At 62.5% G+C, this 14848-nt stretch carries 17 protein-coding genes; 15 read left to right on the plus strand and 2 right to left on the minus strand.

What is annotated here, in order from left to right:
* Positions 1-4 precede the first annotated feature (4 nt).
* Positions 5-934, minus strand: a complete 930-nt coding sequence (gene hemC / locus CO667_RS08705; RefSeq protein ID WP_097617986.1) for a hydroxymethylbilane synthase — start codon at positions 932-934, stop codon at positions 5-7.
* 72 nt (positions 935-1006) lie between these two features.
* Here hemC and tsaD point away from each other — a divergent pair, with 72 nt between their 5' ends.
* The 5 genes from tsaD to CO667_RS08730 are packed head-to-tail and all read left to right on the plus strand — an operon-like array spanning position 1007 to position 4471.
* The gene (gene tsaD, locus CO667_RS08710) at positions 1007-2104 is read left to right on the plus strand and encodes a tRNA (adenosine(37)-N6)-threonylcarbamoyltransferase complex transferase subunit TsaD (RefSeq protein ID WP_097617987.1); all 1098 of its coding nucleotides are present in this window, start codon (positions 1007-1009) and stop codon (positions 2102-2104) included.
* Complete coding sequence (locus tag CO667_RS08715) at positions 2101-3084, plus strand: NAD(P)H-dependent glycerol-3-phosphate dehydrogenase (protein ID WP_097617988.1); 984 nt, start codon at positions 2101-2103, stop codon at positions 3082-3084. Before tsaD ends, CO667_RS08715 begins: the two co-directional genes overlap by 4 nt.
* 9 nt (positions 3085-3093) lie before the next feature.
* Complete coding sequence (locus tag CO667_RS08720; RefSeq protein ID WP_097617989.1) at positions 3094-3387, plus strand: YciI-like protein; 294 nt, start codon at positions 3094-3096, stop codon at positions 3385-3387.
* Positions 3388-3389: 2 nt separating this feature from the next.
* Positions 3390-3821, plus strand: a complete 432-nt coding sequence (locus tag CO667_RS08725; RefSeq protein ID WP_097617990.1) for an EVE domain-containing protein — start codon at positions 3390-3392, stop codon at positions 3819-3821.
* Positions 3818-4471, plus strand: coding sequence for a methyltransferase (locus CO667_RS08730; protein WP_097617991.1), 654 nt, complete (start codon positions 3818-3820; stop codon positions 4469-4471). The genes CO667_RS08725 and CO667_RS08730 overlap by 4 nt, the downstream gene beginning before the upstream one ends.
* A gap of 6 nt (positions 4472-4477) precedes the next feature.
* On the opposite strand, the gene CO667_RS08735 is transcribed toward CO667_RS08730, so the two are convergent.
* Positions 4478-4954 carry a hypothetical protein gene (locus tag CO667_RS08735; RefSeq protein WP_097617992.1) on the minus strand — a complete coding sequence of 159 codons (477 nt, stop codon included), beginning with the start codon at positions 4952-4954 and terminating at the stop codon, positions 4478-4480.
* 439 nt (positions 4955-5393) lie between these two features.
* Here CO667_RS08735 and sdhC point away from each other — a divergent pair, with 439 nt between their 5' ends.
* The 10 genes from sdhC to sucD all read left to right on the plus strand — a co-directional run bounded on the left by sdhC (position 5394) and on the right by sucD (position 14824).
* Positions 5394-5789, plus strand: a complete 396-nt coding sequence (sdhC, locus tag CO667_RS08740; protein ID WP_097610275.1) for a succinate dehydrogenase, cytochrome b556 subunit — start codon at positions 5394-5396, stop codon at positions 5787-5789.
* 10 nt (positions 5790-5799) lie between these two features.
* Positions 5800-6180 (plus strand): succinate dehydrogenase, hydrophobic membrane anchor protein, encoded by a 381-nt coding sequence (sdhD, locus tag CO667_RS08745; protein WP_003567272.1) that lies wholly within the window; start codon positions 5800-5802, stop codon positions 6178-6180.
* A gap of 7 nt (positions 6181-6187) precedes the next feature.
* Entirely contained in the window at positions 6188-8029 is a 1842-nt protein-coding gene (gene sdhA / locus CO667_RS08750; RefSeq protein WP_097617993.1) for a succinate dehydrogenase flavoprotein subunit, read from the plus strand.
* A gap of 18 nt (positions 8030-8047) precedes the next feature.
* Positions 8048-8827, plus strand: a complete 780-nt coding sequence (locus CO667_RS08755; protein ID WP_003567268.1) for a succinate dehydrogenase iron-sulfur subunit — start codon at positions 8048-8050, stop codon at positions 8825-8827.
* Between the two features lie 5 nt (positions 8828-8832).
* Complete coding sequence (locus CO667_RS08760) at positions 8833-9651, plus strand: nucleotidyltransferase domain-containing protein (RefSeq protein ID WP_097618104.1); 819 nt, start codon at positions 8833-8835, stop codon at positions 9649-9651.
* Positions 9652-9787: 136 nt separating this feature from the next.
* Positions 9788-10303, plus strand: a complete 516-nt coding sequence (locus CO667_RS08765) for a protease inhibitor Inh/omp19 family protein (protein ID WP_097617994.1) — start codon at positions 9788-9790, stop codon at positions 10301-10303.
* A gap of 65 nt (positions 10304-10368) precedes the next feature.
* On the plus strand, positions 10369-11532 hold the full coding sequence (gene zapE, locus CO667_RS08770; RefSeq protein ID WP_097617995.1) for a cell division protein ZapE: 1164 nt from the start codon (positions 10369-10371) through the stop codon (positions 11530-11532).
* A 178-nt stretch (positions 11533-11710) separates the two neighbouring features.
* On the plus strand, positions 11711-12673 hold the full coding sequence (mdh, locus tag CO667_RS08775; protein WP_003543522.1) for a malate dehydrogenase: 963 nt from the start codon (positions 11711-11713) through the stop codon (positions 12671-12673).
* Positions 12674-12708: 35 nt separating this feature from the next.
* The gene (gene sucC / locus CO667_RS08780) at positions 12709-13902 is read left to right on the plus strand and encodes an ADP-forming succinate--CoA ligase subunit beta (RefSeq protein WP_097617996.1); all 1194 of its coding nucleotides are present in this window, start codon (positions 12709-12711) and stop codon (positions 13900-13902) included.
* 19 nt (positions 13903-13921) lie between these two features.
* Positions 13922-14824, plus strand: coding sequence for a succinate--CoA ligase subunit alpha (gene sucD, locus CO667_RS08785; RefSeq protein WP_097617997.1), 903 nt, complete (start codon positions 13922-13924; stop codon positions 14822-14824).
* The last annotated feature ends 24 nt before the right edge of the window (positions 14825-14848 follow it).

A 14848-nucleotide genomic window follows, 5' to 3' on the forward strand; every position in this document is an offset into this window, starting at 1 on the left:
CGCGTCAGTGCCAGTCGTCGAAGAAGGCGCTGCCGGCCCTTGCGCGCACGTCTTGGCCGGCGCGGGTGCCGAGTGCTGCCGCATCGCGGCGATGGCCGTCGGTCGTCACCGCATGCTGGCTGCGGCCGTCAGGGGTGATGATCAGGCCGGAGAAGCGGATGAGGTCGCCTTCGCAGACGGCGTAACCGCCGATCGGCGTGCGGCAGGAGCCGTCGAGAGCGGCGAGGAAGGCGCGTTCGCAGGAGACGGTGTCGAAGGTCGTGGCATCGTTGATCGGCGCCAGAAGATCGTCAATCCCCGTGTCGCCGATGCGGCTTTCGATGCAGATCGCCCCCTGTGCCGGCGCCGGCGGGAAAGTGTCGGGGTCGAGGATATCGGTAATCACCTCGACCTTGCCGAGGCGTTTCAGGCCGGCAAGCGCCAGCAGAGTTGCGTCCACCTGACCCTCTTCGAGCTTCCGCAGGCGCGTTTCGACGAGGCCGCGGAAGGTGACGACATTGATGTCTGGCCGCATGCGGCGGATGAGCGCCTGGCGACGCAGCGACGAGGAGCCGACGGTGGCGCCATGCGGCAGGTCGATCAGCTTGGGCGCGGTGCGGCCGACGACGGCATCGCGGATATCTTCACGCGGCAGATAGGCGGAGAGATGCAGGCCCTCCGGCAGGTGCGTCGGCATATCCTTGGTGGAGTGCACGGCGAAATCCAGTTCGCCCGCGGCAAGCTTCTGTTCGAGCTCCTCGGTGAAGAGGCCCTTGCCGCCGATCTCGGAAAGCGACCGGTCGGTGATGCGGTCGCCCTTGGTCGAGAGCACGACGATCTCGAACATTTCCTCGGGCAGATGATGCGCCGCCATCAGCCTGTCGCGGGCCTCATGCGCCTGGGCAAGCGCCAGCGGGCTGCCGCGCGTGCCGATCCGGAAAGGTTTTGTTTGCATCCGCTCTATTCCGTTGTTACCGGAGTTCTCGTAAACGGGTTTCCATCCCATCGCAATCAACGAACAGGCTACATGGTTCCCTTTCTGCGCATCCTTGGCATCGAAACGAGCTGCGACGAGACCGCCGCCGCGGTCGTCGAGCGCGATGCGGAGGGGCATTCCACCGTGCTGTCCGACGTGGTGCTGTCCCAGCTCGACGAGCATAGCGCCTATGGCGGCGTGGTGCCGGAGATTGCCGCGCGCGCCCATGTCGAGGCGCTGGACGAACTGATCGAGGAGGCGCTGACGCGCGCCAATGTGTCGCTCGACGAGGTCGACGCCATTGCCGCGACGTCGGGGCCGGGGCTGATCGGCGGGCTGCTGGTGGGGCTGATGACCGGCAAGGCGATCGCCAGAGCCGCCGGCAAGCCGCTTTATGCGGTCAACCATCTCGAAGGCCATGCGCTGACGGCGCGGCTGACGGACGGGCTCTCCTTTCCCTATCTGATGCTGCTCGTCTCCGGCGGCCATACCCAGCTCATCCTGGTGCGCGGCGTCGGGCAATATGAGCGCTGGGGGACGACGATCGACGATGCGCTGGGCGAAGCCTTCGACAAGACGGCAAAGCTGCTCGGCCTGCCCTATCCCGGCGGACCGGCGGTGGAGCGGATGGCGCAGAACGGCAATGCCGATCGTTTCGACTTTCCGCGGCCGCTGGTCGGCGAGGCCAGGCTCGACTTCTCCTTCTCCGGCCTGAAGACGGCGGTGCGGCAGGCGGCACAGGATATCGCGCCGCTCAGCGATCAGGATGTCGCGGATATCTGCGCCTCGTTCCAGAAGGCGATTTCGCGGACGCTGAAAGACCGCATCGGCCGCGGCCTGCAGCGGTTCAAGACGGAATTCCCTGCAACTAGCGAAAAGCCGGCGCTCGTCGTTGCCGGCGGCGTCGCCGCCAATCTCGAACTGCGCGGCACGCTGCAGGCGCTGTGCGACAAGAATGGCTTCCGCTTCGTCGCGCCGCCGCTCAGGCTCTGCACCGACAATGCCGTGATGATCGCCTGGGCGGGACTGGAGCGGATGGCGACCGGCGCCGCACCGGATGCGCTCGACGTGCAGCCGCGCTCGCGCTGGCCGCTCGATTCCAATGCGGAAACGCTGATCGGTTTCGGAAAACGGGGGGCCAAGGCATGAGCGAAAACATCGCCGTTGTCGGATCGGGGGCTTTCGGCACGGCGCTTGCCGCCGTCATCGCCCTTGCCGGCCGCAGCGCCGTGACGCTCGTCGGGCGCAATCCGGCACTGATGGAAGATCTGAAGAGCGAACGGCTGCACGATGCGGTGCTGCCCGGCATTTCTCTGCCCGACACGCTGGAATTTTCCGCCGAGGCGGATGCGATCACCGGCGCCTCCATCGTCCTTTTTGCGATGCCGTCGCAGGCGCAGGCCGATGCGGCGCGGCAATATGGCCCCTATCTTGCCAAGGATGCCGTGGTCGTCACCTGCGCCAAGGGCATCGAGCGGGCGACGGGCAATCTTCTGACCGACATGCTGGAACGGGAACTGCCGGATCATTCCATCGCGGTGCTCTCGGGCCCGGGTTTTGCCGCCGATATCGCCAAAGGCCTGCCGACGGCGATGGCAATCGCGGCCGATGACATTGAGACCGCGGAGCGGCTGGCTCAGGCGATATCGGGCCGGACCTTCCGGCTTTATGCCTCCAATGACCGGATCGGCGTGCAGCTCGGCGGCGCGCTCAAGAATGTGCTGGCGATCGGCTGCGGCATCGTCGAAGGCCGCGGCATCGGCGATTCCGCGCGTGCGGCGCTGATTGCGCGCGGGCTTGCGGAAATGTCGCGTTTCGTCGTCGCCAAGGGCGGCCAGGCGGATACGGTGCGCGGGCTTTCCGGTCTCGGCGATCTGGTGCTGACGGCGACGAGCCATCAATCGCGGAACCTGCGCTTCGGCATCGCGCTCGGCCGCGGCGACAAGACCGATCCGCTGCAGGGCGCACTGGTGGAAGGCGCGTTTGCCGCTTCCGTCGCCGCGCGGCTTGCGGCCGAATTGAAGGTCAGCATGCCGATCACCGATGCCGTTTCCGCCATCATCGACGGCAGGCTCGATATATCAGAGGCGATCGAGCAACTGATGACACGCCCGATCACCACCGAATAGGAGACAGACATGCTTTTCGCCCTTCTCTGCAAGGACAAGCCGGGACATCTGAACGTGCGCATGGAGACGCGTCCGACACATCTTGACTATCTGAACGGGCTGAATGCCGAGGGCACGTTGAAGATTGCCGGCCCGTTTCTCGATGACGACGGCAAGGCCTGCGGCAGCCTGATCATCGTCGAAGCGGAATCGAAGGAGGCGGCGCGGGCGCTTGCCGATGCCGACCCTTACGCCAAGGCCGGACTGTTCGAAAGCGTCGAGGTCAAGGCCTACAACTGGGTCTTCAACAAGCCGGAGGCGTGAGCATGGCGCACTGGCTTTATAAATCCGAGCCCGCTTCCTGGTCCTGGGAGCAGCAGAAGGCTGCCGGCGAAAAGGGCACGGAATGGACCGGCGTCCGCAACTATCTGGCGCGCAACAACATGCGGGCGATGCAGATCGGCGACAAGGGATTCTTCTATCATTCCAATGACGGGCTGGAGATCGTCGGCATCGTCGAAGTCGCGGCGCTGTCGCATCCCGATTCCACTGCCAAGGACGATCCGAAGTGGGATTGCGTCGATATCCGTGCCGTCATGGATATGCCGAAGCCGGTGACGCTGAAGGATGTCAAGGCGAGCGAGAAGCTTGCCAAGATGGCGCTCGTCACCTCGATGCGGCTTTCGGTGCAGCCGGTGACCGAGGAGGAATATCTCGAAGTCTGCCGCATGGGCGGGCTGGACAATCCGCCGCGTTGAAAACCGATCCGCAAGCCTTCATCCGCGCCAATACCAGCGTTATGGCGCCGCCGCACGTGCCGGAGATTTTGCTCTATCTGGCAAGCGAGGCGCATGAGCTGTGGCTGAAGACGGAGGAGGAGCTGGAGGCGATCGGCCTGCCGCCGCCCTTCTGGGCTTTCGCCTGGGCAGGCGGGCAGGGGCTGGCGCGCTACATCCTCGATCACCCGGAAACGGTGCGCGGCAAGCGCGTGCTCGATTTCGCCAGCGGCTCCGGCCTCGTCGGCATTGCGGCTGTCATGGCCGGCGCCCGGGAGGTCACGGCCTGCGATATCGATCCCTGGGCGGAAGCTGCGGTCCGGCTGAATGCCGAGGCGAATGGCGTTCCTCTCGGATTTACCGGCGCCGATCTGATCGGGCAGGCGATCGATGCGGATATCGTGCTGGCCGGCGACGTCTTTTACGACCGCGCTTTCGCCGATGCGCTTGTTCCCTGGTTCGCCGGGCTGGCTGATAACGGCAAGCCGGTGCTGGTCGGCGACCCCGGCCGCAGTTATCTGCCGAAAGACCGGCTGGAATTCTGCGCGGCCTATGAGGTGCCGGTAACGCGGGCGCTGGAGGACAGCGAAATCAAGAAGACGACGGTGTGGCGGTTCGGGTCCGGTTCCTAAAATATTCTAAGGCCGGATGACGCAGACATTGGCCTCGTAGGTGCAGGGATCGTCCTGGATGGCGACGTCGATGACCTTCGCCTTCGGGGGCCGCGGCTCGGGCTGTGCTGCCGCATAGTAGCCGTAGCCGCCGACGTAAGTCCCGCCATCGACCTGATAGGCATAGGAAGAGCCGGCATAGATGTTGTCGTCAGCCGGCGCCGCGCCTGTGACGATGATGAGATTGCCGCGGGTCAAGCGATGTGTCGCCGGCGAGGAAAACCGTTTCAGCATCGGCATCCCCCTGCCGGACCGGCGGCCGAAAGCGCGGTCGATACGGATGCCGCGATCTCGCCAGCTGATGCGTTCGCCGAGCCGCAATCCGTTGTGGAAAGCGTGGCGATGGCCGGGAAAGCGATCATGGCGGCGATCGCCGGCGGCGGCCGGCAGTGCGACGAGCGTGGACAGGGCAAGCAGGGTGACGACGGACAGACTGCGAAACATGGGCGCCGACCTCCGAAAATCCAATCGTTAACAAATCGTTAACGCCAGATTGCGCCAAAAGCCGGAGCTTGTCCATGTGCAGGGAAAGAACGAGATAAATATTGAGCGTAAAAGGACCAGTTTTGTGAGAGGGGTTCAGTTTCTCGTGGAAGCGCAAAATCCCTCTAATCTTTTGTTTTTACCCTATTACCGGCAAAATCGCGCCGCGCCTTGCCTGGGAAAGCCGCTTCGCATTTTCCTGGGGTAGCTCCTGCCGGCAAACTTCCCGGTGGCCCGAATCGATTAAATTCGAAGCAGACAGCGATTGTGCTTGTCGTCGGCGTTTCCGGTGATTAAACGTCGCAATCGATGCAACGCACACAGAGAATTTTGTCATTCGTGTGGTTGACTGAGCATGCTCCGAAATCCGGGAGCGCAGAGAAGCCGCCGCGAGGTTCTGATGGCGAACGTGACAAATAACCGGCCCCTGTCGCCGCATTTGCAAATTTACAAACCTATTCCCACCATGATCATGTCCATCGTCCACCGCATTACCGGTGGGGCGCTTTACGTCGGCACGCTGCTGGTCGCCTGGTGGCTGATCGCGGCGGCAAGCGGCCAGGGCTCCTATGATTGGGCCAACTGGGTGCTCGGCAGCCTGCTCGGCAAGCTCGTGCTGCTCGGCTACACCTGGGCGCTGCTGCACCACATGCTCGGCGGTTTCCGCCACTTCATGTGGGATCTCGGCTACGGCTTCGAGAAGGAATTCTCGACCAAGCTCGCCATCGCCAACGTCATCGGGTCGCTCTGTCTGACCGTGCTGGTCTGGGTGATCGGCTTCCTCATTCGCTTCTGAAGGTCCTCTCATGGATATGCGCACCCCCCTCGGCAAGGTTCGCGGGCTCGGCTCCGCCAAGGACGGCACGGATCATTTCTGGCGTCAGCGGCTGACGGCCGTCGCCAATGTTCCGCTCATCCTCTTCTTCCTCTTCTTCATGATCGCCTATGCCGGCGCACCCTATGCGGATGTGGTTCGCGCGCTGTCGAACCCCTTCGTCGCCGTCGTCATGGGGCTGATGGTGATCTCCGGCGTCATCCATATGAAGCTCGGCATGCAGGTCATCATCGAGGATTACGTGCATGGCGAGTTCGGCAAGATCGCGCTGCTGATGCTGAACACGTTCTTTGCGATCCTGATCGCCGGCCTCTGTCTCTTCGCCATTCTGAAAATCGCATTCGTAGGATAAGCTCGATATGGCACCGACTTCACCCGCCCAGAACGGCAAGGCCTACAAATATGTCGATCACTCCTACGACGTGATCGTCGTCGGCGCCGGCGGCGCCGGCCTGCGCGCCACGCTCGGGATGGCCGAGCAGGGTTTCCGCACGGCCTGCATCACCAAGGTATTCCCGACCCGTTCGCACACGGTCGCGGCGCAGGGCGGTATCGCCGCCTCGCTGCGCAACATGACGCCGGACAGCTGGCAGTGGCACCTCTACGACACCGTCAAGGGTTCCGACTGGCTCGGCGACGTCGACGCCATGCAGTATCTCACCATGGAAGCGCCGAAGGCGGTCTATGAGCTCGAGCATTACGGCGTGCCGTTCTCGCGCAACGAGGAAGGCAAGATCTATCAGCGCCCGTTCGGTGGCCACATGCAGAATTACGGCGAAGGCCCGCCGGTGCAGCGCACCTGCGCCGTCGCCGACCGTACCGGCCACGCCATTTTGCATACGCTCTACGGCCAGTCGCTGCGCAACAACGCCGAATTCTTCATCGAGTATTTCGCGCTCGACCTGATCATGTCGGAAGACGGCAGCCGCTGCACCGGCGTCGTTGCCTGGTGCCTCGATGACGGCACCATCCATCGCTTCGCCGCCAAGATGGTGGTGCTGGCGACCGGCGGCTACGGTCGCGCCTATTTCTCGGCAACCTCCGCCCATACCTGCACCGGCGACGGCGGCGGCATGGTGGCGCGCGCCGGCCTGCCGCTGCAGGACATGGAATTCGTCCAGTTCCACCCCACAGGCATCTATGGTTCGGGCTGTCTGATCACCGAAGGCGCGCGCGGCGAAGGCGGTTACCTCGTCAACTCCGAGGGCGAACGCTTCATGGAGCGTTACGCGCCTTCGGCCAAGGACCTTGCCTCGCGCGACGTCGTTTCGCGCTGCATGACGCTTGAGATCCGCGAAGGCCGCGGCGTCGGCAAGAACAAGGACCACATCTTCCTGCATCTCGATCACCTCGATCCGGCCGTTCTGCATGAACGGCTGCCGGGCATTTCCGAGAGCGCCAAGATTTTCGCGGGCGTCGACGTCACGCGCGAGCCGATCCCGGTTCTGCCGACCGTTCACTACAATATGGGCGGCATTCCCACGAACTATTGGGGCGAAGTGCTGAACGCCGACAGCGCCAATCCGGAACGGATCATCCCCGGCCTGATGGCCGTGGGCGAGGCCGGCTGCGCCTCGGTGCACGGCGCCAACCGCCTCGGCTCCAACTCGCTGATCGACCTCGTGGTCTTCGGCCGCGCCGCGGCGATCCGCGCCGGCGAGGTGATCGACCGGGCAGCGCCGATCCCGCACCTCAACGTCGCAGCCTGCGACAGGATCATGGACCGCTTCGACGGTCTGCGTCACGCCAGCGGCGGCACGCCGACGGCTGATCTGCGCGAAAAGATGCAGCGCGCCATGCAGGAAGACGCCGCCGTCTTCCGCACGCAGGAATCGCTGGAATCCGGCTGCCGGCGCATCTCGGCAATCTGGGGCGAAATGAAGGATATCAAGGTCACCGACCGTTCGATGGTCTGGAATTCCGACCTCGTGGAAACGCTCGAATTGCAGAACCTGATGGCCAACGCCATCACGACGATCTACGGCGCCGAGGCCCGCAAGGAGAGCCGCGGTTCGCATGCACGCGAGGATTATACCGAGGGTGCATTCGCCGGCCGCGACGACCTCAACTGGCGCAAGCACACGCTTGCCTGGGTGAGCGAAGCGGGCGATGTGAAGCTCGATTACCGGCCGGTTCACACCGAGCTCATCGCGGAAGGCATCGATCCGCATAAGATCGAGCCGAAAGCTCGCGTCTACTGATCTCAAGAGGAACCCGGCATGGTTGAACTCGCTCTCCCCAAGAATTCCCAGATGCGCGAAGGCAAGGTCTGGCCGAAGCCGGCGGGTGCCAAGAACACCCGCGAATTCCGCGTCTACCGCTGGAGCCCGGACGACGGCCAGAACCCGTCGATCGACACCTTCTACATCGATGTCGACGATTGCGGGCCGATGGTGCTCGACGGCCTGCTCTACATCAAGAACAAGATCGACCCGACGCTGACGCTGCGGCGCTCCTGTCGCGAGGGCATCTGCGGCTCCTGCGCGATGAATATCGACGGCACGAATACGCTCGCCTGCACCAAGGGCCTCGACGATATCAAGGGTGCGGTGAAGATCTATCCGCTGCCGCATCTGCCCGTCGTCAAGGATCTGGTGCCAGACCTCACCAACTTCTATGCCCAGCATCGTTCGATCGAGCCATGGCTGAAGACGGTGTCGCCGGCGCCGGCCAAGGAATGGAAGCAGAGCCACGAGGACCGTCAGAAGCTCGACGGTCTCTATGAATGCATCCTCTGCGCCTGCTGCTCGACCTCCTGTCCGAGCTACTGGTGGAACGGCGACCGTTATCTCGGTCCGGCCGTTCTGCTGCAGGCCTATCGCTGGCTGATCGATTCCAGAGACGAGGCGACCGGCGAGCGTCTCGACAATCTCGAGGATCCGTTCCGCCTCTATCGCTGCCACACGATCATGAACTGTGCGCAGACCTGCCCGAAGGGCCTCAACCCGGCCAAGGCGATCGCCGAAATCAAGAAGATGATGGTCGAGCGCCGGGTTTGATCAGCATGCATGCCGACGGCGGAATAGGCGGCTTCGATCCCGAAGCCGTCAAGGAGATCAGGTCGCGGCTCGCCTCGGTGCGCGAGCAGGACATCCGCATCGGTTTTGCAATTGAAAGCGGCAGCCGCGCCTGGGGTTTTCCGTCTCCCGACAGCGACTATGATTGCCGCTTTGTCTATATCCGTCCTGTCGAACATCATCTCTCCCTCGTTCCGGTGCGCGATGTCATCGAGTTTCCGATCGTCGGCGATATCGATACGGGCGGCTGGGATCTGCGAAAGGCGCTGCAGCTTGCGCTGAAGGGCAATGCGGTGGTGGTCGAGTGGTTGAAATCGCCGATCGCCTACGAAGAGGAGGCCGGTTTTCGCTCTCGCCTCGGCGCGCTGCTTGATCTCATCATGGTGCCCGAGAAGGTTGCCGCCCATTATATCGGGCTGATGCGGCAACATTTTCAGAACCAGGGCGACGGCGCGATCAAGCTGAAGAAGCTGCTTTATGCCGTGCGGCCGGCCATCGCGCTCGAATGGATGCGACAGCGTTCGTTTCGTGCGCTGCCGCCGATGAACATGCTGGAATGCCTCGAGGCGATTAACATTGCCGGGGAACTTCGAACGGCGATTCTCGATCTCGTGCAGGTCAAGAAGCAGACGCGCGAGATGGGGCAGGGTCTGCCGCCGATGTTGGTGCAATCCTTTCTGCAGAGTTCGTTCGAGCATTATTCCGAGACATTGCGGGATTTCGGCAGTGATCCGGACAGAGATCAACGCGCGCAACACCTTGCTGACAAATTCTATGTGCAGGAAGTTTTGCAGCGGGACAGTTGAACTGTATCGTTTTTCGGTTAGTTGTTGTCACGGGCAATTTGTGCAGCCCGACTTGATTAACCAAAGCGAATTACGATAATCGGACTTGTCTCACGCCCGTTTCTCTGCGGCGCTAGCCGAATTCAGGAGTATGATGATGCAGTTGCGATATGCGATGACAGGTCTGGTGGTGGCTCTCGCGCTAGCCGGTTGTCAGCGTACGGCATATGATTACAGCTCCAGCCCGAATGCCGGGCCGGCGCCGTTGACGGCGCAGCCGGTTCCCTCGGTGCAGGGCGGGCAGCTCCCGCCGGTCAACAATTCGCAGTTTCCGGCGGCACCGACGGCGACGCCGGCATCGATGCCGGGTGCTCAGGCCGGCGCAATGGCGGCGAATGCGCTTGACGTCACCAAGGAATCGATGGTCGGAAGCTGGCGTGTCAACGGCAGCTGCGACATGTTCCTGACGCTGACCAATCTCGGCAGCGGTTCGCGCGGCGGTACCCGCGGCTGCGTCGGCGAGTTGACGGCGATGGGCTCCTGGGAGGTCTCCGGCAAGCAGGTGCTGCTCAAGGATCGCTCGGGCAACCAGCTCGGCAGCGTCTACAAGACGGCCGACAACCGCTTCGACGGACAGACGAGCACAGGCCAGCAGATCAGCCTCAGCCGTTAAAGGAACTCGGCGCGGTAAACGATCCGGCGGGTCTCCGCCGCTGACTGACAGGCGGACATGCCCTCATGCAACCAATGCCGGATTATGCGCTCAGCGTCTGCGAACAGCTTAAAGCGCTGACCGCATCGGGCGCGCTTCAGGTCGATTCCGCCCAGATGGACGTGGCAAAGAGCCTCGACCGGGTGCTTGCCGGATTGAAACAGCGGCGGCCGGCGGCAAAATCGAGCGCGCTCGGCTGGCTGTTTGCCGCCAAGAAGAAATCCGCCGACGGCACCAAAGGGCTTTACATCCATGGCAGCGTCGGTCGCGGCAAGACCATGCTGATGGACATGTTCTTCTCGATGGCGCCGTGCCGGAAGAAACGCCGGGCGCATTTTCACGAATTCATGGCGGATGTGCACAACCGCATCGCGGCGCACCGGCTGAAGCTCAAGAACGGCGAGACGAAGCAGGCCGATCCGATGCCGCCGGTTGCCGCAGCGCTTTACGAGGAAGCGGAGCTGCTCTGCTTCGACGAATTCACCGTCACCGACATCGCCGATGCGATGATCCTGTCGCGGCTGTTTTCCGAGCTGTTCGCGCGCGGCTGCGTGCTGGTCGCGACCTCGAACGTCGAACCCGACAATCTCTACAGGGATGGTCTCAATCGCGGCCTCTTCCTGCCCTTCGTTGCCCTGCTCAAGCAGCATGTCGATGTCGTCACTCTGGATTCGCCGACCGATTACCGGATGGAGAAGCTGAACAGCCAGCCGGTCTATCTGGTGCCGATCAACGAGCACAACGACATGGCGATGGAAGCGTCGTGGACGCAGGCGCTGCATGGGCGCAAGGCGCAGCCGCTGGATATTCCGATGAAGGGCCGCCACATCCATGTGCCGCTCGCCAGCGACCGGATGGCGCGGTTCTCTTTCGCCGATCTCTGCGACAAGCCGCTCGGGGCGGCCGACTTCCTGGCCATCGCCCGGCGTTTCGATATGGTCTTCGTCGATCACATTCCCTTGCTCGGGCCGGAAAAGCGGAACCAGATCAAACGGTTCATCATTCTGGTCGATACGTTCTACGATCATGCCGTGCGGCTCTACATTTCCGCAGCCGCCATGCCGGAGGAACTGCTGGTGCAGCGCCGGGGCACCGAGGGCTTCGAATTCGACCGCACGGCATCCCGCCTGTTCGAGATGCGCAGTGCCGAATATCTTGCGCTGCACCATGAGAAACGCGCCGCAGAGTAACAAATCGGTGACAGAATATCTTACGTTTACGTAAGAATTTTTGTATCTAAACGATTGAAAACGCTGCATCAAAATTAATGGATTGCCATTTTTTGGCTTTCAGTCTATGCGATTGCGTCATTGGGCGGTGCCTTGCTGCGCGCTGCTCGACGAATTTGATCGCAAAGGAAACAGCGAAATGGCGCGTAACAAGATCGCACTCATTGGTTCTGGCATGATTGGTGGCACGCTGGCGCACCTCGCCGGCCTGAAGGAACTGGGCGACATCGTCCTCTTCGATATTGCGGACGGCATTCCCCAGGGCAAGGGTCTCGACATTTCCCAGTCCTCGCCGGTCGAAGGCTTCGACGTCAACCTGACGGGCGCCAGCGACTATTCCGCGATCGAAGGCGCCGATGTCTGCATCGTCACCGCCGGTGTCGCCCGCAAGCCGGGCATGAGCCGCGACGACCTTCTCGGCATCAACCTCAAGGTCATGGAGCAGGTCGGCGCCGGCATCAAGAAATATGCGCCGAACGCCTTCGTGATCTGCATTACCAATCCGCTCGACGCCATGGTCTGGGCGCTGCAGAAGTTCTCCGGCCTTCCGGCCAACAAGGTCGTCGGCATGGCCGGCGTTCTCGACTCCTCGCGCTTCCGTCTTTTCCTCGCCAAGGAATTCAACGTCTCCGTCCAGGACGTCACGGCCTTCGTGCTCGGCGGCCACGGCGACACGATGGTGCCGCTTGCCCGTTACTCCACCGTCGGCGGCATTCCGCTGACCGACCTCGTCACCATGGGCTGGGTCACCAAGGAACGCCTCGAAGAGATCATTCAGCGCACCCGTGACGGCGGCGCCGAAATCGTCGGCCTGCTGAAAACCGGCTCGGCCTATTACGCTCCGGCCGCCTCGGCGATCGAAATGGCCGAATCCTACCTCAAGGACAAGAAGCGCGTTCTGCCCTGCGCTGCGCATCTTTCCGGCCAGTACGGCGTCAAGGACATGTATGTCGGCGTTCCCACCGTCATCGGTGCCGGCGGCGTCGAGCGCATCATCGAGATCGACCTCAACAAGACCGAGAAGGAAGCCTTCGACAAGTCCGTCGGCGCCGTCGCCGGTCTCTGCGAAGCCTGCATCAACATCGCGCCTGCCCTCAAGTAGTCGTTGGGCTGAACTAATCGAAATAGGATAGACCCATGAACATTCATGAATATCAAGCCAAGGCTCTGCTGAAGGGCTATGGCGCGCCGGTTGCCGAGGGTGTGGCTATTCTCAAGGTCGAAGAGGCCGAGGCTGCCGCCAAATCGCTTCCCGGCCCGCTTTACGTGGTCAAGAGCCAGATCCATGCTGGCGGCCGCGGCAAGGGCAAGTTTAAGGAACTCGGCCCTGACGCCAAGGGCGGTGTGCGTCTCGCCAAGTCGATCGACGAAGTGGTCGCCCATGCCAAGGAAATGCTGGGTCATACGCTGGTGACGGCGCAGACCGGCGACGCCGGCAAGCAGGTCAATCGCCTTTACATCGAAGACGGCGCCGACATTGCCCGCGAACTCTACTGCTCGATCCTTGTCGACCGCTCGGTCGGTCGTGTGGCTTTCGTGGTTTCCACCGAAGGCGGCATGGACATCGAAGCTGTCGCCCACGACACGCCCGAGAAGATCCAGACGATCGCCATCGATCCGGAAGCCGGCGTGACGGCTGCCGACATTGCCGCGATCTCCAAGGCCCTGCAACTCGAGGGTGCTGCCGCCGAAGATGCCAAGTCGCTCTTCCCGGCACTCTATAGGGCCTTCAACGAGAAGGACATGGCGTTGCTCGAGGTCAATCCGCTGATCGTCATGAAGGATGGTCACCTGCGCGTTCTCGACGCCAAGATGTCCTTCGACGGCAATGCACTCTTCCGCCACGACGACGTCAAGCTGCTGCGCGACGAGACCGAAGAAGACGCCAAGGAAATCGAGGCCTCGAAGTGGGACCTCGCCTATGTCGCGCTCGACGGCAATATCGGCTGCATGGTCAACGGTGCCGGTCTTGCCATGGCGACGATGGATATCATCAAGCTCTACGGTAAGGAGCCGGCTAACTTCTGCGACGTCGGCGGCGGCGCCGGCAAGGAGAAGGTGGCTGCGGCTTTCAAGATCATCACCGCGGACCCCAAGGTCGAAGGCATTCTCGTCAACATCTTCGGCGGCATCATGAAGTGCGATGTCATTGCCGAGGGCGTGATTGCCGCGGTCAAGGAAGTCGGCCTCAAGGTTCCGCTCGTCGTGCGCCTTGAAGGCACCAATGTCGAGCTCGGCAAGAAGATCCTGAACGAGTCGGGTCTGGCGATCACGGCGGCTGACGACTTGGACGATGCGGCCAAGAAGATCGTCGCGGCGATCAACGGCTAATTTTGAAGGATCTGAAAGAATGTCTATTCTCGTCAATAAAGACACCAAGATCCTTGTTCAGGGTCTGACCGGCAAGACCGGCACGTTCCACACCGAACAGGCGCTCGCCTACTACGGCACGCAGATGGTCGGCGGTATCCACCCGAAGAAGGGCGGCGAAACCTGGGCCGGCTCGAAGGGCGAAAGCCTGCCGATCTTCGCAACCGTTGCCGAGGGCAAGGAAAAGACCGGCGCCAATGCATCCGTCATCTATGTTCCGCCGGCCGGAGCCGCCGATGCGATCATCGAGGCGATCGACGCCGAGATCCCGTTCATCACCTGCATCACCGAAGGCATCCCGGTCATGGACATGGTGCGCGTCAAGGCCCGCCTCGACCGCTCCAAGTCGCGACTGCTTGGGCCCAACTGCCCGGGCATCATGACGCCGGAAGAGTGCAAGATCGGCATCATGCCGGGCTCGATCTTCCGCAAGGGTTCGGTCGGTATCGTGTCCCGCTCCGGCACGCTGACCTATGAAGCCGTGTTCCAGACATCGAACGAAGGCCTCGGCCAGACGACGGCCGTCGGCATCGGCGGCGACCCGGTCAAGGGCACCGAGTTCATCGACGTGCTGGAATTGTTCCTGGCCGACGAAGCCACGACCTCGATCATCATGATCGGCGAAATCGGCGGTGCGGCTGAAGAAGACGCAGCCCAGTTCCTCAAGGACGAAGCCAAGAAGGGCCGCAAGAAGCCGATGGCCGGCTTCATTGCCGGCCGTACGGCGCCGAAGGGCCGCACCATGGGTCATGCCGGTGCTGTGGTGTCCGGCGGCAAGGGCGATGCGGAATCGAAGATCGCGGCAATGGAATCGGCCGGCATCAAGGTGTCGCCGTCTCCGGCCCGCCTCGGCAAGACGCTGGTTGAAGTCCTCAAGGGCTAAAACCACTTAAAGACCCGGGCGGAG

Origin of the sequence: Rhizobium sp. L43, assembly GCF_002531725.1 — a bacterium.
Classification (GTDB): Bacteria; Pseudomonadota; Alphaproteobacteria; order Rhizobiales; family Rhizobiaceae; genus Rhizobium.